Source organism: Streptomyces sp. NPDC127108 (assembly GCF_042677545.1).
Taxonomy (GTDB): Bacteria; Actinomycetota; Actinomycetes; order Streptomycetales; family Streptomycetaceae; genus Streptomyces.
Window position 1 is genome coordinate 26,448 of the sequence record NZ_JBHXTE010000029.1, and the last position, 20,236, is coordinate 46,683.

Sequence of the window (20,236 nt, forward strand, 5' to 3'; positions counted from 1 at the left end):
GACGTCATTGTCAGTGGCTGGGTGCAGACTGAGCCGTACCTGAGACAACGCCGTCCGAAAGGTGTCAGTCATGGCTGACGTCCTGCTCACCGTTGGTACTCGCAAGGGCCTGTTCGTCGGGCGCCGCACGCACGGCGCATGGCGGTTCGACGACGAGCCGTACTTCAACGCCCAGGCGATCTACTCGATCGCGATCGACACCCGCACGCCGCATCCACGCCTGCTCGTCGGCGGCGACAGCGCCCACTGGGGGCCTTCGGTGTTCCACTCCGACGACCTCGGCCGGACGTGGACGGAGCCGAAGAAGGCCGCCGTCAAGTTCCCCAAGGACACCGGGGCCTCCCTCGAGCGGGTGTGGCAGCTCCACCCGGCGGCGGCGGAGCCGGACGTGGTGTACGCGGGCACGGAACCGGCCGCGCTCTACCGCTCCGAGGACAGGGGCGAGTCCTTCGAGCTCGTCAGGCCGCTGTGGGAGCATCCCTCCCGCTCCCAGTGGCAGCCCGGAGGCGGTGGCGAGGGTCTGCACACGATCCTCACCGACGCCCGTGACCCGGCCGCCGTGACCGTCGCGGTGTCCACGGCGGGCGTGTTCCGCACCGAGGACGGCGGCGCGAGCTGGCAGCCGTCCAACTCCGGCGTGTCGGCGGTGTTCCTGCCCGACCCGAACCCGGAGTTCGGCCAGTGCGTGCACAAGGTCACCAAGGACGCCGCCGACCCGGACCGCCTGTATCTGCAGAACCACTGGGGGGTGTACCGCAGCGACGACGGCGGCGCCCACTGGACGGACATCGGCGAGGGCCTGCCCTCCGACTTCGGCTTCGCGGCGGTGGCCCACCCGCACCGCGGCGACACGGCTTACGTCTTCCCGATCACTGCGGACGCGGACCGGGTCCCGGCCGACCGGCGTTGTCGGGTCTACCGCACGGCGGACGCGGGCAAGAGCTGGGAGCCGCTCACCGCGGGCCTGCCGCAGGGCGACCACTTCGGCGTGGTGCTGCGGGACGCGATGTGCACCGACGGCGCCGACCCGGCGGGCCTGTACTTCGGCAACCGCAACGGCGAGGTGTACGCCTCCGCGGACGACGGGGACTCCTGGCAGGAGCTGGCCTCGCACCTGCCGGACGTGCTGTGCGTCCGCGCGGCGGTCCTCGGGTGATGCGGGCCGGGGCTGCCGCCGCCGATCGGGCCCCTGGGGCCACCGTCGATCGGGCGGCGGCGGGCCCGCCCGCGAGCTTCGGCCATCGGTTGATCGCCGCCGCGTGTACGGCAGTAGAGTGACGCTCCGTGGCACCACGACCCTTGCATGAAATCGTCGAAGCCGGCTGGGCCAAGGCCCTGGAGCCGGTGGCCGAACAGATCGCCTCCATGGGGGACTTCCTGCGCGCGGAGATCGCCGCCGGGCGCACCTACCTCCCCTCCGGACCGAATGTGCTGCGCGCCTTCCAGCAGCCGTTCGACGAGGTGCGCGTCCTGATCGTCGGCCAGGATCCCTACCCCACGCCCGGGCACGCGGTGGGCCTGTCCTTCTCGGTGGCGCCCGACGTCAGACCGCTGCCCGGCAGCCTCATCAACATCTACCGCGAGATGAACAGCGACCTGGGCCTGCCCCAGCCGTCCAACGGCGACCTCACACCGTGGACGCGGCAGGGTGTGCTGCTCCTCAACAGGGCGCTCACGACGGCCCCGCGCAAGCCCGCCGCACATCGCGGCAAGGGCTGGGAGGAGGTCACCGAGCAGGCGATCCGGGCGCTCGCGGCGCGCGGCCGTCCGCTGGTGTCGATCCTGTGGGGCCGGGACGCCCGCAATCTGCGGCCGCTGCTCGGCCAGTTGCCGTCGGTGGAGTCCTCGCACCCCTCACCGATGTCGGCGGACCGCGGCTTCTTCGGTTCGCGTCCGTTCAGCCGCGCCAACGACCTCCTGGAGCGGCAGGGCGCGCAGCCGGTGGACTGGCGGCTGCCGTGACCGAGCCCGCGGTCGTGCTCGGCGTCGACTCCGGCGGTTCGGGGCTGCGCGCCACGCTGGGCGTCCCTGACGGGCTGCGCGCGCCGGCTCCGGTGCGCTCCGCGGAGCCGGTGCGGACCGGCCCGCGCGGTATCGACGCCGCACACATGCGGGAGCAACTGGAGCCCATGGTGCGGCAGTTGCTGGCCGACGTGGGCGGCGGGCGACTCGTCGCCGTCGCTGTCGGCGCCGCCGGGATGGCGACACTCGGCGACGATCTGCGGGACCGCCTGCCGGCGGCGCTCGCGGAGTCGTTCGGGGTGCGGCGGGTGGCTCTCGCCGCGGACGCCGTCACCGCGTACGCGGGCGCGCTCGGCCAGCGGCCCGGGGCCGTCGTCGCCGCGGGCACCGGCCTGATCGGCCTGGGCACGGACCTGACGGCGTGGCGGCGGACCGACGGCTGGGGGCATCTGCTCGGCGACTGCGGCAGCGGCGCGTGGATCGGCCGGGCCGGGCTCGAGGCGGCGATGCGGGCCTTCGACGGGCGCCGGGGCGGCTCGGCCGCGCTGCGCGCCCGCGCGGAGGAGATGTTCGGCAGTCCGCTGTCGAGGCTGCCAGGGCAGTTGTATCCGCGCCCGGACCGCCCCGCCGTGCTCGCCGCGTTCGCGCCCGAGGTGGGGCGGTGCGCGGCGGACGGCGACCCGGTGGCCGTGCAGGTGCTGCGGGAGGCGGCCGGGCACATCGCGGACGCGGCGGCAGCGGCCTGCCCGCCGGACGGGTCCTGCGAAGTCGCCCTGACCGGCGGCCTGCTGAAGCTCGGCGGCGTGCTCCTCGACCCGCTGGAGGCACAACTGACGGAGCGTCTTCCGCACGCCCGCCGGGTCGCCGCCGCGGGCGACCCCCTCGACGGCGCCGTCCGCATAGCGGCCGACCTCGCGGCGGACACCCTCAAGCTCCCTCGCGACCCGCACCTGTTGTACGTCGCGGAGTGACCGCGCCGCAGCCGCGCACGTGTTCGTACGCGCCGTAACGCGGCGCGTACGTCGCGCAGTCACGCGTCTCGGACCAAGCGCGGCAGCCCGCGCCGCGTGTTCGACGGGCCGCACACCGTCCGGGAAGCATCGCCCGGTACACACCGCCCACAAAATCCCCACCATGCGCACCGTCCCCAAACCCTCCTACCGCCCCACGCTCCCCAACTCACCCGACAAAGCGGACTAATACCACTGACCCGTACCCTCCCCGAACAGGGAAACCCCTCAAGCCAGTAGCATGCGGCGCCATGAGCTCCCCCACTGGGCCCGCATCCGGCCTGCCCGTACGAATGCCGCGCCCCCGTCAGCCGGGCCGGCACCGCCGCCCGGAGCCCGTCGCGGCTCCCGAGGGCGCGCCCGCGCTCGTCCTCGCCGTGCCGGGCGTCCCCAGCGCCGCCACCCGCGGCATCGCCGAGGAAGTCGTCTCCATCGCGCGCTCCGAGCTGCCCGGTCTCGACGCCAGAATCGGTTACGTCGACGGGACGGACGCCGACGCCGGCCCGTCGGCCGAGTTCCCCACGCTGCAGGCCGTGCTCGCGCACACCGCCGCCGAGCGCACCGCCCGCTACGAGCAGGCGCTGGCCGCCGGCGTCGAGGACGCCCGCCGCCCCGAAGGTCCCGTCGCCGTCGTGGTGCCCCTGCTCGCGGGCCCCGACAACGCGCTGATGCGCCGCGTCCGCCAGGCCGTCATGGACAGTCGCGCCGCCGCCGAGCTGACCGACGTCCTCGGCCCGCACCCGCTGCTCGCCGAGGGCCTGCACGTGCGGCTCTCCGAGGCGGGCCTGGCCCGCGCCGACCGGGCCAGGCTGTTCACGGTCGCCACCGCGGCGGACGGCATCGTCCTCGCCACGGTCGGCGGCGAGGAGGCCGTGCAGGCCGCCGGGATCACCGGCATGCTGCTCGCGGCGCGCCTCGCGGTGCCGGTGATGGCCGCCGCCCTGGACGAGGAGGGCTCGGTCGCCGCGATCACGGAGCAGCTGCGCGGCTCCGGCTCGGCCCAGCTGGCGCTCGCTCCGTACCTGATCGGCCCGGAGGTGGACGCGAGCCTCCTGGACGCGGCCGCCAAGGAGGCGGGATGCGCCGTCGCCGAGCCGCTCGGCGCGTACCCGGCGATCGGCAAGCTGGCCCTGTCCAAGTACACGACGGCGCTGGGCATCACCCCGCAGCAGCCGTCGGGCGCGCCGGTGCACTGACACGCGGTTCGCGTCGGCACCACCCGCACGACACGACGTCGATGGGCCCGCCCCCGAGTTCGGGGGCGGGCCCATCCGCGTACAGCGAGTGCCGGGACCGCCGGTGGTGCGGGCGGCTCAGCCGAAGACCACGCAGCTCGCCGCGGGCACGTCGATCGCACCGGCGCGGCGCGGCAGACCCGTCCCGCTGTCCAGCGCGAACCAGGTGACGTCCCCGGAGTGCTCGTTGGCGGCGTACAGAAAGCGCCCTGAGGGGTCGATGGCCAGGTCACGGGGCCAGGCGCCACCGCAGGCCACGGAGGCCGTCAGACGGGCGCCGGTGCCCTCGGCGTCGAGCGCGAACACGGAGATGACGTCCGCGCCGCGGGTCGCGGTCCACAGGAAGCGGCCGTCGGGCGCGACGACGACCTCCGAGGGGTAGGCGTCGCCGTCGGGCTCGGCGGGGAGCACGGGTGTCTCGGTGAGCGGGGTGAGCGTGCCGTCGACAGGGTCCCAGGAGCACACGGTGAGGGTCGGAGTGAGTTCGTTGAGGACGTAGGCGACGTGGCCGCCGGGGTGGAAGGCGAGGTGCCGCGGCCCGGTGCCGGGGCGCAGCGCGACCTCGTGGCGCGGGGCGAGTCCGGTCGGGCCGGGCCCGCAGACCCGTACCGAGTCGGTGCCGAGGTCGACGCTCAGGACCCAGCGGCCGCTGGGGTCGGGCAGGACCTGGTGGGCGTGCGGGCCCTCCTGACGATCCGGGTCGGGCCCCGAGCCCTTGTGCTCCAGGACGCCCGCCGGGGCGGGGGCGAGGCTTCCGTCGGCGGCCACAGGCACGCTGGTAACGCTGCCGGAGCCGTAGTTGGCGGTGTGGACGTGTCCGTCGTGGACCGCGAGGTGGGTGGGGGACGCGCCCCGCACGGGCACGGGCGCGCCGACGGGCGCCACGGCGTCCCCCGCCGTGCGGAAGGCGGCGACGGCTCCGTCGGGGGTCTCGTTCACGGCGTACAGCGTGGCGCCGTCCGGCGACAGCGCCAGGTACGAGGGGTCGGGCACGGCGTCCGTCACGCCGAGGACGGCCAGCGCGCCGGTGTCGGCGTCGAACGCCGCGGTGACGATGCCAGGGCCTCCCCCCTGCGTGAAGGACCCGATGTATGCCCGCCGTGCCTGCCCGCCACCCACTGCATGCCCCTCTCGGCTCACCCCTGGGCACCGCGTCCGGGCGGCACCGATGGGGCGACGCTAGCAGTTGGTCTGGACCAGTTGGGGGGTATGAGGCCTCTGCGTCAGCGCGCAGGCGCGATCTCCACCACCGGCACGAGCGGAGTCCTCGACCACGAACACGTACGCGGAGCGATCCTCGCCTCAGCCCCTCAGGCCCCGATCAGCGGCGTACGAGGCGAGCTGCGCACCGGCGTCGCCAGTTCCAGCAGGGCCCGCTCCAGGCCGTGCAGATGCGCCAGGGCCGGTTCGAGGGCGCCGGTGTGCTTCACGGCGGCGGGGGCGTCCGGGGCCGTGAGCGCTTCCTCGGAGGCGATCAGTGCCTCGACGGCGGCCTCGACCCGCGCGCAGGCGGCGGCCAGCCGGTCGTCGTAGGAGGCCTCCGGGTCGGTGGCGATGGCCGTGAGGCTGCGGACCTGGTCGGCGCACTCGTCCAGGAGGGCGATGACCTGGCGGGCGCGGACACGGCGGGCGCGCAGCGGGCTGAGGGGGTGCACCAGCGGGGCGAGCGAGAGCCGCACCCGGCCGAGGATCACTTCGAGGTCGGCGATGTGCGGGGCCGGGTCGGCCGTGGTGGAGCCGGACAGGCGGGCCGCGGCCTCCCGGGTGCAGGCGTGCACGGTGCGCACGGCGCGCTCGATCCAGGCGTTGGTCGTGGCGTGGGTGGTGACGGGCAGGACGAGCAGCACGGCGAGCAGCGCGCCGAGCGCCCCGGCCGCGGTCTCCAGGAGCCGCAGGGCGAGCAGCCCGGGGTCGAGGACGCCGAGCAGGCCGTAGAGGCCGCCCGCCATCACGGTCACGGCCAGCATCATCCAGGTGTACGAGACGGCGGCCGTGTAGAAGATCCCGAAGACGCAGATGGCGACGATCACGGCGGTCGGCACGAGAGCGCCGTCGAGCGGCAGCACGGCGACGACGCCCACCGCGATGCCGATGAGCGTGCCGAGCACCCGGCGGAAGCCGCGGACCAGCGTCTCGCCGCGCGACACCGTGTTCACGAAGATCCACCAGGTGGCGCCGATGGCCCAGTACCAGCGGTCCCCGGACAGCGCGTGGCCGATGACGAGGGCGACGCCGCCGCCGAGGGTGGCCTGGACGGCCTGCCGGGTGGTGGCGCGCTCGAGACCCCGGCGCACGGCGAGGACCGGCACCGTGGCGGGCGGCAGCCGTCGTTCGTAGCACCACAGGCCGAAGCGGACGGTGGACGAGGCGAGCAGGGCCAGGCCGATGGCTTCGTACAGGGACGGCAGTTGCGGCAGCTCGGTGTGCAGGAACTGGGCCGCGAAGAAGGTCATGAACGCGAAGACGCCGAGGGAGTGGCCGCGCGGTCCCCACCGGCGCGCGTACACCCCGGCGCCCATCACGGCCAGGAACGCCAGGTCGCGAAGGACCGGGTAGTCGTGCAGGAAGGCGGCGAGGGCCAGCACGGGGAAGCCCACGGCGGGAAGCAGCGCGGTGGTGACGGCCTGGCCGCGCACCGTCGTGTCGGTGACGGTGAACAGCGCGAGCAGCGCGGCGAGACCGGCGATGATGGCCGCGACGAGGGTGTGCCCGACGAGGGCGCAGACGGTGACCGCCAGGGAGATGCCGAGGACGGCCCGGGTCGCGAAGCGCAGCCGCAGCCGCCCCGGATCCGGTGCCACGAACATCGACCTCAGCACAGCTTTGCCCACCCCTCGACGGTCCCGGCGGTCGCGGCGCCCGGCCGCTGCGGGCCCGGCGCGTCTTGCGACCCGGATGACCGGGGTCGCGCGCGACATCAATGACATGAATAAGGCGCCGCGGAATCCCGCAGCGCCATCGACGGATCCATCTCACCATTCGGAGGCCCGGTGGCTCAAGCGGGACACTCACGACTGGGCCATTGGCCCAGCCGGGGGCCCGCAGGGTGGTGCGTCGGCGGGCCAACGGGCCACACCGACGCCGCCTGCGGGCTTACGCGCCTCGGTGCTCTCAGGTGCCGGGCTTGCGGCCGTAGACGAAGACGTCGTCGCCCTTGCGCAGCGTGTTCCAGTACTTGGTGGCGTCCTTCTTGGTCATGTTCACGCACCCGTGGGAGCCGGGCGGGGACCAGACGCTGATGCCGACCGAGTGGAAGGCCTGGCCGCCGTCGAAGAACTGGCTGTAGGGCATCGGCACGTGGTAAATGCTCGAAATGTGGTCGATGTCCCGCCAGTAGATCTTCTTCAGGCCGGTGCGGGTCTCGTGCCCGTTGCGTCCGGTGCGCACCGGCACCGGCCCGTACTTGAGGGTCTTGCCGTCCTGGATCCAGCTGAGCTGCCGGGTCAGGTCGACGCAGGCGATCCGACCCTTGTTGACCGGGCACTTGCCCGCCTTGTTCGGGTTGTTGCCCGCGGCCTTCTGCTTGTTCATCAGGCTCATGACGCCCCAGGTCACGGAGCCCGCGTAGCCGGCGTTGGGGCTGATGCCGTGCTTGGTCTGGAAGGCCTTGATGGCCTTGCAGTCGGCGCTCGACTGCCTGCCGTCCACCGGGCGGCCGAGGAACTTCTCGACCTGCTTCTGGTACGGCCCGGCCTGCGTCGAGCACGACGCGGCCTGTGCGGTGGTGCTCCCCAGGGCCACCGTGAGCGGGGCCACCAGCGCGGTGATCCCCAGGGCGACGACGGCTCGTCTGTGTATGTCCCCCACTGCGGTCCACTCCTCGTTCGTCTTCGTACGCGCCATACGTGTGCGTTGCGCGTTTTTACGACAGCTAGACCGTGGAAGGGGCCGACTCGTTGCAGGGTGAAGTGAAACAGGTACGTAACAGCGCCCCGGCGCCGCGTCCGGGTCCGTGTGCGGTGCGGTCCGGCGGTCCAACGGTCGGCGCCTCGCGGGTCCCGCCGTGCCATTGGTACGGTCACGGTGATCGACTCGCGCACCCGGGAGGCCCACGCACCATGGCCGTCGACGAACTCGACACCCGCATCCTGCGGCTCCTCCTGGAGCAGCCGCGCACGAGCGTGCGGGAGTACGCGCGCATCCTCGGCATCGCGCGCGGCACCCTCCAGGCACGCCTCGACCGCCTGGAGCGCGAGGGCGTCATCACCGGCACCGGGCCGAAGCTCTCCCCCGCCGCGCTCGGCCACCCGGTGCTCGCCTTCGTGCACATCGAGGTCACCCAGGGACGGCTCGACGAGGTCGGCGACGCGCTCGCGGCCGTACCGGAGATCATCGAGGCGTTCTCGATGACCGGGGGCGGCGATCTGCTGACCCGAGTGGTGGCGCGCGACAACGGGCATCTGGAGGACGTCGTCCAGCGACTGATCCAGCTGCCGGGTGTGGTGCGTACGCGTACGGAGATGGCGCTGCGCGAGCGCGTGCCGCACCGGCTCCTGCCGCTGGTGGAGTCGGTGGGCCGGGCGGCCGCCGAGAAGTAGCCGGGCGGCCGCCGGGACGCCCTTGGCATGCTGGGACACATGAGCACCCCGAACCGCACCTCGGTCATCTTCGATCTCGACGGCACACTCGTGGACAGCGAGCCGAACTATTTCGAAGCAGGTCGTCAGCTCCTCGCCGTGCACGGTGTCACCGGCTTCACCTGGGCCGACCACGAGACGTACGTCGGCATCTCCACGCGCGAGACCCTCACCGACTGGCGGCAGCGGTACGGCCTGACCGCGCCGCTCGCCGACCTGCTCGCGGAGAAGAACCGCCGTTATCTGGAACTGGCCCGCGCCTCCACCCAGGTGTACCCGCAGATGCGCGAGTTCGTGGAGCGGCTCTCCGACGCCGGGGTGCCGATGGCGGTGGCGTCGGGGTCCTCGCGCGCCGCCATCGAGGCGATCCTCGTGGGCACCGGCCTGGACGCCCACCTCAAGACGCTCGTCTCCGCGGAGGAGGTCGCCCACGGAAAGCCCGCGCCCGATGTGTTCCTCGCCGCGGCCGCCCTGCTCGGCGCCGACCCCACCGACTGCGTGGTCCTGGAGGACGCCGCTCCGGGCGCGCTCGCCGCGAAGGCCGCGGGCATGCGGTGCGTCGCGATCCCCTACGTCGCCGCGCAGGCCGACGACCCGGCGTTCGCGTCGGCGGACCTGCTGCTGCGCGGCGGCCAGTCGGAGTTCACGGCGCGGGCGGCGCTCGATTGGCTCGGGGGCGACCGGGGTACCCGCTGAGCGACGCGGCCCCCGGCACGCACCCGTGCGGGAGGCCGCGGCCGCACCGCAGGACCCCCGAAGGAACGGAGGCAGGACCGTGAGCGAGCAGAAGCCCCCCTCGGCGGGCGAGGACGGCCCGCCCGTGCCGCGGGACCTTCCCGACCAGCAGGCCACGGACCGGCCGGATCCGTGGGAGCCGGACGCCGAAGCGGCACGGAGCGGCAACGCGCCGGACGCCGACGACGACGTGCCCGACACCGACGAGGCCGGGACCGGCAGGCGCGGCGCCCCGCACGCCCACGGGCCGGGGCCCGACCGGCCGGTGCCGGACGAGCCCTCGGGCTGAGGTGCCACGGGGGACCGGCTCCGGGCACGGGCGGTGTCACACGATGTGCGGCAGCCCCAAGTTGTTGATCAGCGGGCCCTCGATGGTGACGCCCTCGGTGACCAGGGACTCGGCGACGGGCAACGGCGGCAGCGGGCTCGCCGCCGAGTTCACCGCCGTGGGAGTCGTCGCGGGGGCTGCCGTGACGGCTGCGGCCGGTGTGGCGAGCGCGGTCATCGCGGCGAGCGCTCCGGCTACGAGGACGACGGAACGGCGCATGGAACCACCTTGTTTCTCTTGGGTGTTGGCCCGTGTTGGCCCGTTTCGGTCCTTCGGGACGCGTCCCGAAGATCCTTGGCGCCGACATGGCTGCCCTCGCCGACCTGCGGACATGCGGGGTGTCCCTCGTACGAGCGGCGGCGGCGCGAACGCCGGGCGCGCCGCACGTACGAGGGACGGGCCCGGCTAGTAACCCACGGTGAGTTCCGTGATGCCCGGGTGCTCCTTGACCTGAGCCGCACCGCGCACCGTCACCCGCACATAGCGCGCGAGCCGCGCCTTGTCCGACCCTTCGCCGGCCTCCGTGCCCGACGAGTCGCGCACGGCGTGCCAGTGGTGGCCGTCCAGGGAGACCTCGATGTCGTACGACGCGGGCTTGACGCCGGTCCACGTCGGCGTGACCTTCCCGACGCGCACCGGCTCGCCGAGGTCCGCGGTCAGGGTGCCGGTCTTCTCGGCCGGGACCCAGGCGGTGGCGGTGTTGCCGTCGACCGCGGCGTTCGCGTACATGCCGGGCTCCTCCGACGACGCCTTGGCGGGCGTGCAGCGGGCCGCGTTGTCCGTGGGCGTGAGGTCGGGGCGGCGGGTCTTCAGGACGACGGGAGCGCCCTCGCTGACGACCTGCTTGCCCTGCGGCGTGTCGAGCGTCATCGGCGCGCCGGACGTGAGCCGCACCGTGGTGTGGTGGGCGCCGAGTTCGACGTCGTACGTACGGCCCTGCCACGTCAGCCCGCGCAGGGTGACGCCCTCGGCGAGCTGCGGGGGCAGCATGGGGTCCAGACGCAGCCGGTCCTCCCGCATGCGCATGCCGGTCAGGCCGTTGGTGAAGATCTGCAGGAAGCCGCCCTTGCCGGTGAGGAAGTCGTGCGCGGGCGAGCCCGCCAGCGGGTCCTCCGCGCCCGCCTTGTCGCCGCGGGCCTCCGAGAACTGCGCGAACGGACCGCGTACGAACGGTTTGATGGAGCGCTCCAGATAGGTGTACGTGGAGCAGCCCGGCTCGCCGATCCCGGCCGCGTCGATGGCGTGCACCGAGTCCGTCATGGCCGGGCCGTCCGGGTCGGTGCGCTGCGCGTAGTAGTCGAGCGTGGCGGCCGCGGCGCCGTCGGGCATGGGCCACTCCAGGGGGTACATCAGGAGCACCGTGTCGGCCTGCTTGATCTTGCTGCCCTTGTAGCCGTCGTACTGCTCGAAGACCTTGCGCTCCTTGTCGTACGGGATCCGGATCCGGTCCGCGATCGACGTCCACTCGGCGGGAGCCTGCTTGCCGAGGAGCTTCGCGGCGCGGGCGGCGTGGCGCAGGGCGGTGACGGCGCCCGCGTTGGTGAACACCGCGTCGTCGACGCCGTTGCTGTACTCGTCGGGTCCCGCGGTGTCCTTGATGGAGTAGCTGCCGTCGGCGTTGCGGTGGACGCGGCCCGCCCAGAACTCGGCGATGCCCTTCATCACGGGCCAGCCGCGCGCACGCAGCCACTGGGTGTCCTTGGTGGCCAGGTAGTACTGCCAGGTGGCCAGGGAGATGTCGGACTGCAGGTGGATCTGGGTGCGGCAGTGCGGCGGGTCCACGCTGTGGCACTCCTTGGCCAGGTTGCCCGAACTGCCGCTGTTCCAGGGGTAGAAGAGCCCGTCGTAACCGAACTTGCGGGCGTTGTCGCGGGCTCCGGCGCGGGTGCGGTAGCGGTAGTCGACGACGGACTTGGCGAGGTCGGGGCGGGTGGCGAGGAGCCCCGGGTACATCCAGGTCTCGGCGTCCCAGAAGACGAGTCCCGCGTAGTTGTCGCTGGTCAGTCCGGCCGGGGCGATGCTGTTGGCCGCGCCCTCGCGCGTGCTGGAGAGCAGCCCGTACTGCGCGGAACGCACCCACGTCTGCAACTCCCGCTGCCGCCCCGCCACCTCGATGTCGCTGCGCCAAAGGCGTGCCCAGGCCGCGGTGTGGGAGCGCAGCAGCGCGTCCCAGCCGCGCTCGGCGGCGCGCCGCGAGGCGGCGGTGGCGTCCTGGCGCGGGGACCGCGAGGTCAGCCCGGTGTCGACGCCCACGAACTTGGTGAGTTCGTAGGACTGGCCGCTGCGGACGGGCAGGGTGAGGGACTGCCGGTTCGTCAGCTCGGCCGCGCCGCCCGCCCGGCGCTCCCGCGCGTCGTGCACGCCGTGTCCGGTGCGCAGCGTGGAGGCGACGGCGCCCTTGACCTTGGTGCCGTCGGTGCGGAAGGCGACGTCCATGGTCGGCCCGGACCCGCCGTGCCGCTCCCCGCCGGTGCGGTCGCCGCCACCGGTCTGCTGCACGCGCCGCGCGCCGCGCCCGTCGATGACGTCAGTGACGGTCGCGTCGCCGCTCCAGTGCGGACGCATCGTCAGCCGTACGGCGCCCACGTGCGGGTTGGCGCGGTCGGCGAGGACCTCGTAGGTCAGGTCGGTGCGGCGGCCGTCAGCGGCGGTCCAGGTGAGGGTGGTGGTGACGAGGCCGCAGTGCATGCTGAGGCTCTGCCGGTAGGCGGAGATACGGCCGGGCGCCGTCGAAGAGTTGAAGGTGTCGGATCCCTGGCCGCCGGTGGTGACGGTGAGCGGGGTCCAGGTGGGCAGCGCCGCGACGGCCTGCCGGTTCTCGGCGGTCCGCTTGTTGTGCGCGTACAGGCCGGACACGAAGGAGCCGTCGTAGCGCGGGGTGAACAGCGGCCATCCCGTCTTGGCCTCGCTGTCCGCGTAGCCGGCGCCGTTGGGCGGCACGCGCTGCCCCAGGTAGCCGTTGCCGACGAAGGCGTGGTGGTTGTCCTTGGGGTCGACGCGGGTGGAGTCGAGCGTCCAGCCGTCGCCCTGACGGCAGTCGGTGGCGGTGGCGGCGGGGGCGGCGTCGGCGCGGGAGGGTGCCGTCGGGGGGACCGCGGCCACGAGCACTCCGGCGAGCAGCGCCGCGGACAGTCTGGCGGCATGCGGCCGCGATACCAGGGAGTACGTCATTGTTCTCCGTCATGGTGAGGTGAGGGTCCACGGACCATAAATTTCATGAACAAGTCACGTCAATAACTTGCGCATCATCTATCAAGTCCTGAACACGGAGTGTGGAAAACACGCCACGCGCAGCCGATCTGCCGCGCCGACCACCGATGACATCGACGCCCGCGGCACAACACCTCTCCAACTTCTCCACAGCGCGGGTAAATTGACCTTGCCGCCCACAGCGGGCGTGTTTCTACGGGGTGGGTGGGGTGGAGCAGGGGATGCGCGGCGCAGTCCTGGACGGGCGGTACACGCTCACGGAGCGAATAGGCGCGGGCGGCATGGGGGCGGTGTGGCGGGCCCGGGACGCCCGGCTCGACCGGGAGGTGGCCGTCAAACTGCTCGGCCTGCCGGCGGACACGTCGGCTCCGGACCGCGAGCGGATGCTGGCGCTGTTCGTGCGGGAGGCGCGGGCCGCGGCGGCGCTCGACAGCACGTACATCGTGCCGGTCTTCGACCACGGTTCGGAGGGCGACATCCCGTACCTGGTGATGCCGCTCCTGAACGGCCGTACGGTGACCGACCTGCTCAGGGGCGGCAAGGGCCTGGCGCCGCAGCGGGTGGCGGACATCGCGGCGCAGGTGTGCCGGGCGCTCGCCGTGGCGCACCGCGCGGGCATCGTGCACCGGGACATCAAGCCCGCCAACGTGATGGTCACCGACGAGGGCACCGTGAAGGTCCTCGACTTCGGCATCGCCAAGTTCCTGGACGCGGCGACGGGCGCCGGCGGCTATCTCACCCGCACCTCCGACTCCCCCATCGGCACGCTGCACTACATGGCCCCGGAGCGGTTCGCGCACGGCGAGACCGACGGACGCACCGATGTGTACTCGCTGGGGTGCATGGTCCACGAAATGCTCACCGGCGCCCCGCCGTTCGACGCGCCGTCGGCGGCCGCGCTGATGCACTGCCATGTGTACGAGACCCCGGACCGGCCGTCGCTGCGGCGCCCGGAGCTCATGCCCGCGTGGGACGACCTCGTAGGCCGGATGCTGGCGAAGTCGCCCGCCGACCGGCCGGACGCCGAGCAGACGCGGGGCGAGCTGGAGGGCCTGGCGAAGGAGGCCTCCGTCGGCCTGGCGAAGCCCGCCCCGGCCGCACCGGCTCCGGCCGCGCCCGCTCCCGCCCTTCCCACCCCGGGTATTCCGACGCCCCCGGCGTCGACGCCCGCCCCGCACGCTTCCGCCAACGCGGCGCCCGCCACCCCGGCCCCCTTCGGGGCGGCGCCCGCAGCCTCGGCGCCCCCGGCGCAGAACGGGCACGCCGTCGACTCCGGCCCCCAGCCCGTCCCCACCTCCTATCCCCTGCCCCCGCCCAGACCGACCGCCCCGCCCCCGCTGTGGCCCGCCCCGGTCGCCCACCAGGGCGCGGTGCGCGCCGGGCGGCCGTGGTGGCGCAACTGGTGGGTCCCGGGCGGTGCGGCCGTGGCCGTCGCCGCGCTCGTCGCGACGCTCACCATCACCGATCCGTTCGGCGCCAGGGACGACTCCGGGAAGAGGACGGACGGCGGCACGTCCGACCGTCCCAAGCCCGGCCCCAAGGGCAGCACGGTGGCCGAGCGCGCCAAGACCGAGACGCTGGCCCTCGGCACGGCGGACGACTCCGAGGGCCCGGCGCCCGCCGTCGCCGGTGCCCGCAAGGGCGGCAGCGTCACCGTCCTGGAGCCCGCCGACCTCACCACCGTCGACCCCGGCAAGATGTGGTCGGGCACCGACCGGCTCGTCTCCCGCCTGGTCCACCGCAGCCTGACGGGCCTCAAGACGCTGCCCGACGGCAGGGTCAAGCTCGTCGGCGACCTCGCCACGGACGGCGGCCGCGTCTCGTCGGGCGGGCGGACCTGGACGTTCACGCTGAAGCCCGGACTGACGTACAACGACGGGACTCCGGTCGCCGCCAAGGACTTCGTGAACGCCGTCGAGCGCACGCTCGACCCGTCGTTCGCCATCGGCGACCGGACCCTGCGCAGCTGGCTGCTCGGCCCCAAGGAGGCGGACGGCATCGGCGGCGACCGCACCCTGCCGCCCGGCACCATAGAGACGCCCGACGACCGCACGATCGTCTTCCATCTGGAGAGCGCCCGGCCGGACTTCAACGTCGCGCTCGCGGGCCCGAGCGGGGCGCCCGTGCCCGACCGGGTGAAGGACACCTCGACGGGCTCACCGACGGTGCCGTCCACCGGCCCGTACGAGGTGAGCACCTTCGCCGGGGCGAAGAACGTCGTCCTGACCCGCAACGCCGAGTGGAAGGCGGACTCCGACCCGTTGCGGACCGCCTATCCGGACACGTACCGCATCGAGGGCGGGCTGTCCGTCGAGCAGGTCAAGTCCCGCACGGTGGGCGCGAGTTCGGGTGAGGCGATCATGTCGTTCACCGGATCCCTCGGCAAGGACGGGCTCGGCAAGACCCCCGGCGGGGCGGGCCGTCTGTCCGCGCCGTCGGCCTTCATCCACGCGTACCAGATCAACACCCGGCGGGTGAAGGACGTCAAGGTCCGCAAGGCCATCGCCACGGCGCTGCCCGCCGGGGACGTCCTCGCGGCGAGCGGAGAGGACGGCACGGTCCACCACAACCTGCTGCCGCCCGGCGTCCGTGGCGCCCGCCCCTTCGACCTGTACGGAGCCGGGGAGCGCGGCGACCCGGCCAAGGCCCGCGCGCTGCTCAAGGAGGCCGACGAGAGCGGCTTCAAGCTCACCCTCGGCCACGCGGACGCGACGGACGCCGAGCGGGCCCAGGTGATCAAGACGGCGCTCGACCGGGCCGGTTTCCGGGTCAAGCTGCAGAAGGACGACACGACGGACTACTACAAGAACGCGGGCACGGGGAAGTACGACCTGTTCCGGCTGCCCGTGGGCGCCGGTCTGCCCGTCGGCTCCGCGACCCTGCCGGAGTACTTCGACGGCAAGTACACCTACCCCACCTCGTCGAACTACTCACGCCTGAAGAACTCCGGCGTCGACGCGGCGATCGACGCGGCCGGTTCCGCGGGATCGCTGAGCGCCGCGGGCGAGCTGTGGTCGACGGTGGACCGCCGGGTGATGGAGCAGGCGGCGGCCGTGCCCGTGTACGTGCCGATGCGCACGTTCCTGTACTCCAAGGCGCTGCACGGCCTCCAGGTCGACCTCGACGGCGTGTCGCCGCTCAACGCCTACGTGCGCTGAGCGGCGGCACGGGTGGTCTAGCGGTGGGTGAACTGCGGCTTGCGCTTCTCCGTGAAGGCGGTCATGCCCTCCTTCTGGTCCGCCGTCGCGAACACCGCGTGGAACAGGCGCCGTTCGAAGCGGACGCCTTCGGTGAGGGTCGTCTCGAAGGAGCGGTTGACCGACTCCTTGGCCATCATGGCGACCGGCAGGGACATGCCCGCCACCGTCTCGGCGACGGCCAGCGCCTCGCCGAGCAGGTCGTCGGCCGGGACCACCCGCGAGACCAGTCCGGCGCGCTCGGCCTCCTCGGCGTCCATCGTGCGGCCGGTCAGGCACAGCTCCATGGCCTTCGCCTTGCCGACGGCGCGGGTCAGGCGCTGCGAGCCGCCGATGCCGGGGATGACGCCCAGCTTGATCTCCGGCTGGCCGAAGACGGCGGTGTCGGCGGCGAGCAGGATGTCGCAGAGCATGGCCAGCTCGCAGCCGCCGCCGAGGGCGTAGCCGGAGACGGCGGCGAGCGTCGGGGTGCGCACCTGGCCAAGCCGGTCCCAGGCCGTGAACCAGTCGCTGAGGTACATGTCCAGGTAGTTCTGCGGGCTCATCTCCTTGATGTCGGCGCCCGCCGCGAACGCCTTCGCGGAGCCGGTGAGGACGATGCAGCCGACCTCAGGGTCCCGGTCGAGGGCCTCGGCCGCGGCCACGACCTCCCGCATCACCTGGAGGTTCAGGGCGTTCAGGGCCTTGGGGCGGTTCAGGGTGAGGACGGCCACCCGGCCCTTGCGCTCCACAAGGATCGTCTCGTACGAAACGGTGGCGGGATCCGTCGTCGTACCGGTGGGATCCGTGGGGGTGCTGCTGGAGGTGGTCATGCCGGCTGGTCCTTCTGCTGGTCGGCGGGCTGCTGCCCGGAGCGTTCTCTGATGGCGCGGACGATCCCGGAGAAGTCCTCGGCCGCGCCGCCGCCCTCGGCGAAGGCTGCGTACAACGCGGCGGCGCGCAGGCCGAGTTCGGCGTCGACGCCGCCCGCGCGCACCGCGTTCGCGGCGAGGCCGAGGTCCTTGGCCATCAGGGGCGCGGCGAAGCCCGGGCGGTAGTCGCGGTTGGCGGGCGAGCCCGGGACCGGGCCCGGCACCGGGCAGTTGACGCTCAGCGCCCAGCACTGACCGGACGCGGTGGACGCCACGTCGTACAGCGCCTGGTGGGAGAGGCCGAGGCTCTCGCCGAGGACGAAGGCCTCGCTGACGGCGATCATCGAGACGCCGAGGATCATGTTGTTGCAGATCTTCGCGGCCTGTCCGGCGCCCGCCGCGCCGCAGTGCACGGCCTTCTTGCCCATCTCGGCGAGCAGCGGCTCGGCCCGCGCGAACGCGGCCTCGTCACCACCGACCATGAAGGTGAGCGTGCCCGCCTCGGCGCCCATGACGCCACCGGAGACGGGTGCGTCCACGGCGAGGTGCCCGGCCGCGGCGGCCGCCTCGTGGGCGGCCCGCGCGTCGGCGACGTCGATGGTGGAGCAGTCGACGAAGAGGGTGCCGGGCCGGGCGGCCGCGAGCAGTCCTTCGTCCTGGTAGAGGGCGAGGACGTGGCGGCCCGCGGGCAGCATGGTGAGCACGACGTCCGCGTCGGCGGCCGCCGCGACGGCCGAGGGCGCGGCCTCGACGCCCGCGGCGACAGCGGCGTCCACGGCGTCCGGGACCAGGTCGTGGCCCACGACCCGGTATCCGGCCTTGACCAGGTTGGCGGCCATCGGGCCGCCCATGTGGCCGAGGCCGACGAAGGCGATGACGGGGCTCACCAGGGCACCTCCTGCGGGGAGCGGTCGGCGGCGAGGGCGAGTTCGCGCGCGCCGAGCGGGGCGAAGTAGCGGGCCACGTCGTCGTCGGTGACGTCGGCGAGGGTGGCCGGGGACCAGCGGGGGTCGCGGTCCTTGTCGACGACCTGGGCGCGGATGCCCTCCACGAGGTCGGCGGAGGCGAGGGCCGCGCACGATACGCGGTACTCCTGTTCGAGGACCCGCTCCAGCGGGCCGAGCTGCCGGGCCCGGCGCAGCGAGGAGAGCGTGACCTTCAGGGCGGTCGGCGACTTGCCGTGCAGGGTCTCGGCGGCCTCCTTGGCGGCCTGCGCGCCGTGGTTCTGCAGCCGGTCGACGATCTCCTCGACGCCGTGTGCCGGGTAGCAGGCGTCGATCCACGCGCGCTGGTCGCCGAGGACGCCCGGCGGCGCTTCGGCGACGTACCGGGCGAGGACCTCGCGCACCGGATCGGACGCGAGGTCCGCGACGAGGCGCGGCAGCAGGTCGGAGGGGACGAAGTGGTCGGCGAGCCCGCACAGGAGCGCGTCGCGGGCGCCCAGTTGCTGGCCGGTCAGGGCCAGGTGGGTGCCGAGTTCACCGGGGGCGAGGCCGAGCAGGTAGGTGCCGCCGACGTCGGGGACGAAGCCGATGCCCGTCTCGGGCATGGCGATGCGGGAGCGCTCGGTGACGACGCGGACGCCGCCGTGCGCGGAGACGCCGACGCCGCCGCCCATGACGATGCCGTCCATCACGGCGACGTACGGCTTGGGGTAGCGCGCGATGCGGGCGTTGAGGTGGTACTCGTCGCGCCAGAAGTCCGCGGAGGCGCTGCCGCCGGTGCGGGCGTCGTCGTAGATGGCGCGGATGTCGCCGCCCGCGCAGAGGCCGCGCTCCCCCGCGCCGGTGAGCACGACGGTCTCGACGGCCGGGTCGTGCTCCCAGGCGGCGAGGGCCTGGTCGATGCGGCGGACCATGGCGTGGGTGAGGGCGTTCAGGGCCTTGGGCCGGTTGAGGACGATGTACGCGGCGCGGCCCTCGGTGCGCAGCAGCACGGAGTCGTCGGCGGGCGCCGGGGCCGGGGCGGCGTCGGCGGGCGTCATCGCAGCGCCCCCGTCAGGCCGCGGGCGACGATCAGGCGCATGATCTCGTTGGTTCCTTCCAGGATGCGGTGGACGCGCAGGTCGCGCACGAGCTTCTCGATGCCGTACTCGGTCAGGTAGCCGTAGCCGCCGTGCAGTTGCAGGGCACGGTCGGCGACCGAGTGGCCGGTGTCGGTGGCGAACTGCTTGGCCATGGCGCACAGTTGGGGCGCCTGCGGGTCGCCCGCGTCGAGGGCCTGGGCGGCCTGGCGGACCAGGGCGCGGGCCGCGGTCAGCTCGGTCGCCATGTCGGCGAGCTTGAACTGGAGCGCCTGGGCGTCCAGGAGCCGGGCTCCGAACGCCTCGCGGTCGGCGAGGTAGCCGAGGCTGCGGTCGAGGGCGCTGCGGGCGCCGCCGAGCGAGCAGGCGGCGATGCCGAGGCGGCCGCCGTTGAGGCCGTTCATGGCGATGCGGAAGCCGTTGCCCTCGCCGCCGAGCAGCCGGTCGGCGGACAGCCGCACCCCGTCGAGGATCACCTGCCGGGTGGGCTGGGCGTTCCAGCCCATCTTCTGTTCGTTCGGGCCGAAGGACAGGCCTTCGTCGTCGCGCTCGACGACGAAGGCGGAGACGCCGCCGGGACCGCTGTCGCCCGTGCGGGCCATCACGATGTACACGTGCGAGGCACCGGCGCCGGAGATGAACTGCTTGACGCCGTTCAGGACGTAGGTGTCGCCGTCGCGTTCGGCGCGGGTGCTGAGCGCGGCGGCGTCGGAGCCCGCGCCGGGCTCGGTGAGGCAGTAGCTGCCGAGCCAGTCCATAGACGTCAACGACCCGAGCCAGCGGGCGCGTTGGGACTCGTCGCCGTACCGGTCGATCATCCAGGCGACCATGTTGTGGATGGAGAGGTAGCCCGCGATGGACGGGCAGCCGGAGGCGAGGGCCTCGAAGACGAGGACGCCGTCGGCGCGGGTGAGCCCGGAGCCGCCCGCGTCCTCGGCGACGTACATCCCGCCGAGCCCGAGGTCCGCGGCCTTGCGCAGCACCTCCACCGGGAAGTGCTTCTCCTGGTCCCAGGAGAGGGCGTGCGGGGCGAGGTGCTCCTGGGCGAAGTCGAGGGTGGTCTCGACGATGGCGAGCTGGTCCTCGGTGAGCAGTGAGCTGGTCACGG

Annotated in this window: 17 protein-coding genes; 8 read left to right on the forward strand and 9 right to left on the reverse strand. The window is 73.4% G+C overall.

Going from position 1 to position 20,236, the window contains the following annotated elements; genetic code table 11:
- Positions 1-70: 70 nt before the first annotated feature.
- The 4 genes from ACFVHO_RS24395 to ACFVHO_RS24410 all read left to right on the forward strand — a co-directional run bounded on the left by ACFVHO_RS24395 (position 71) and on the right by ACFVHO_RS24410 (position 4,168).
- A complete protein-coding gene (locus ACFVHO_RS24395; RefSeq protein ID WP_385718325.1) occupies positions 71-1,156 on the forward strand; it encodes a WD40/YVTN/BNR-like repeat-containing protein in 1,086 nt (361 codons plus the stop codon).
- A 128-nt stretch (positions 1,157-1,284) separates the two neighbouring features.
- Positions 1,285-1,962: a uracil-DNA glycosylase gene (locus tag ACFVHO_RS24400; RefSeq protein WP_385718328.1), complete on the forward strand. Its 678-nt coding sequence runs from the start codon at positions 1,285-1,287 to the stop codon at positions 1,960-1,962.
- On the forward strand, positions 1,959-2,933 hold the full coding sequence (locus ACFVHO_RS24405; protein WP_385718330.1) for an N-acetylglucosamine kinase: 975 nt from the start codon (positions 1,959-1,961) through the stop codon (positions 2,931-2,933). The genes ACFVHO_RS24400 and ACFVHO_RS24405 overlap by 4 nt, the downstream gene beginning before the upstream one ends.
- A 290-nt stretch (positions 2,934-3,223) precedes the next feature.
- The gene (locus ACFVHO_RS24410; protein ID WP_078618778.1) at positions 3,224-4,168 is read left to right on the forward strand and encodes a sirohydrochlorin chelatase; all 945 of its coding nucleotides are present in this window, start codon (positions 3,224-3,226) and stop codon (positions 4,166-4,168) included.
- Positions 4,169-4,285: 117 nt separating this feature from the next.
- Here the strand turns inward: ACFVHO_RS24410 and ACFVHO_RS24415 are convergent, their stop codons facing one another.
- The 3 genes from ACFVHO_RS24415 to ACFVHO_RS24425 form a co-directional block, all read right to left on the reverse strand.
- A complete protein-coding gene (locus tag ACFVHO_RS24415; protein WP_385718335.1) occupies positions 4,286-5,326 on the reverse strand; it encodes a lactonase family protein in 1,041 nt (346 codons plus the stop codon).
- Positions 5,327-5,517: 191 nt separating this feature from the next.
- A complete protein-coding gene (locus ACFVHO_RS24420; RefSeq protein ID WP_385718535.1) occupies positions 5,518-7,026 on the reverse strand; it encodes an FUSC family protein in 1,509 nt (502 codons plus the stop codon).
- A gap of 292 nt (positions 7,027-7,318) precedes the next feature.
- Positions 7,319-8,014: a L,D-transpeptidase family protein gene (locus ACFVHO_RS24425; RefSeq protein ID WP_385718338.1), complete on the reverse strand. Its 696-nt coding sequence runs from the start codon at positions 8,012-8,014 to the stop codon at positions 7,319-7,321.
- A 251-nt stretch (positions 8,015-8,265) separates the two neighbouring features.
- On the opposite strand from ACFVHO_RS24425, the gene ACFVHO_RS24430 reads away from it, so the two are divergent.
- The 3 genes from ACFVHO_RS24430 to ACFVHO_RS24440 all read left to right on the forward strand — a co-directional run bounded on the left by ACFVHO_RS24430 (position 8,266) and on the right by ACFVHO_RS24440 (position 9,808).
- Complete coding sequence (locus ACFVHO_RS24430) at positions 8,266-8,745, forward strand: Lrp/AsnC family transcriptional regulator (RefSeq protein ID WP_385718341.1); 480 nt, start codon at positions 8,266-8,268, stop codon at positions 8,743-8,745.
- A 39-nt stretch (positions 8,746-8,784) separates the two neighbouring features.
- Positions 8,785-9,480, forward strand: a complete 696-nt coding sequence (locus tag ACFVHO_RS24435; protein WP_385718344.1) for an HAD family hydrolase — start codon at positions 8,785-8,787, stop codon at positions 9,478-9,480.
- Positions 9,481-9,559: 79 nt separating this feature from the next.
- Entirely contained in the window at positions 9,560-9,808 is a 249-nt protein-coding gene (locus tag ACFVHO_RS24440; protein WP_385718347.1) for a hypothetical protein, read from the forward strand.
- A gap of 36 nt (positions 9,809-9,844) precedes the next feature.
- On the opposite strand, the gene ACFVHO_RS24445 is transcribed toward ACFVHO_RS24440, so the two are convergent.
- Positions 9,845-10,066: a hypothetical protein gene (locus tag ACFVHO_RS24445; RefSeq protein WP_385718350.1), complete on the reverse strand. Its 222-nt coding sequence runs from the start codon at positions 10,064-10,066 to the stop codon at positions 9,845-9,847.
- Positions 10,067-10,252: 186 nt separating this feature from the next.
- Positions 10,253-13,018 (reverse strand): discoidin domain-containing protein, encoded by a 2,766-nt coding sequence (locus ACFVHO_RS24450; RefSeq protein ID WP_385718353.1) that lies wholly within the window; start codon positions 13,016-13,018, stop codon positions 10,253-10,255.
- A 260-nt stretch (positions 13,019-13,278) separates the two neighbouring features.
- Here ACFVHO_RS24450 and ACFVHO_RS24455 point away from each other — a divergent pair, with 260 nt between their 5' ends.
- Positions 13,279-16,215, forward strand: coding sequence for an ABC transporter substrate-binding protein (locus ACFVHO_RS24455; RefSeq protein ID WP_385718355.1), 2,937 nt, complete (start codon positions 13,279-13,281; stop codon positions 16,213-16,215).
- 17 nt (positions 16,216-16,232) lie between these two features.
- Here the strand turns inward: ACFVHO_RS24455 and ACFVHO_RS24460 are convergent, their stop codons facing one another.
- Genes ACFVHO_RS24460 through ACFVHO_RS24475 form a run of 4 tightly spaced genes read right to left on the reverse strand, consistent with a single transcriptional unit; the run spans position 16,233 to position 20,234 of the window.
- Positions 16,233-17,066, reverse strand: a complete 834-nt coding sequence (locus tag ACFVHO_RS24460; protein ID WP_385718358.1) for an enoyl-CoA hydratase — start codon at positions 17,064-17,066, stop codon at positions 16,233-16,235.
- A complete protein-coding gene (gene mmsB, locus ACFVHO_RS24465; RefSeq protein WP_385718362.1) occupies positions 17,063-17,992 on the reverse strand; it encodes a 3-hydroxyisobutyrate dehydrogenase in 930 nt (309 codons plus the stop codon). The genes ACFVHO_RS24460 and mmsB overlap by 4 nt, the downstream gene beginning before the upstream one ends.
- On the reverse strand, positions 17,989-19,089 hold the full coding sequence (locus tag ACFVHO_RS24470; protein WP_385718365.1) for an enoyl-CoA hydratase/isomerase family protein: 1,101 nt from the start codon (positions 19,087-19,089) through the stop codon (positions 17,989-17,991). The genes mmsB and ACFVHO_RS24470 overlap by 4 nt, the downstream gene beginning before the upstream one ends.
- A complete protein-coding gene (locus ACFVHO_RS24475) occupies positions 19,086-20,234 on the reverse strand; it encodes an acyl-CoA dehydrogenase family protein (RefSeq protein WP_385718367.1) in 1,149 nt (382 codons plus the stop codon). Before ACFVHO_RS24475 ends, ACFVHO_RS24470 begins: the two co-directional genes overlap by 4 nt.
- Between the last annotated feature and the right edge of the window lie 2 nt (positions 20,235-20,236).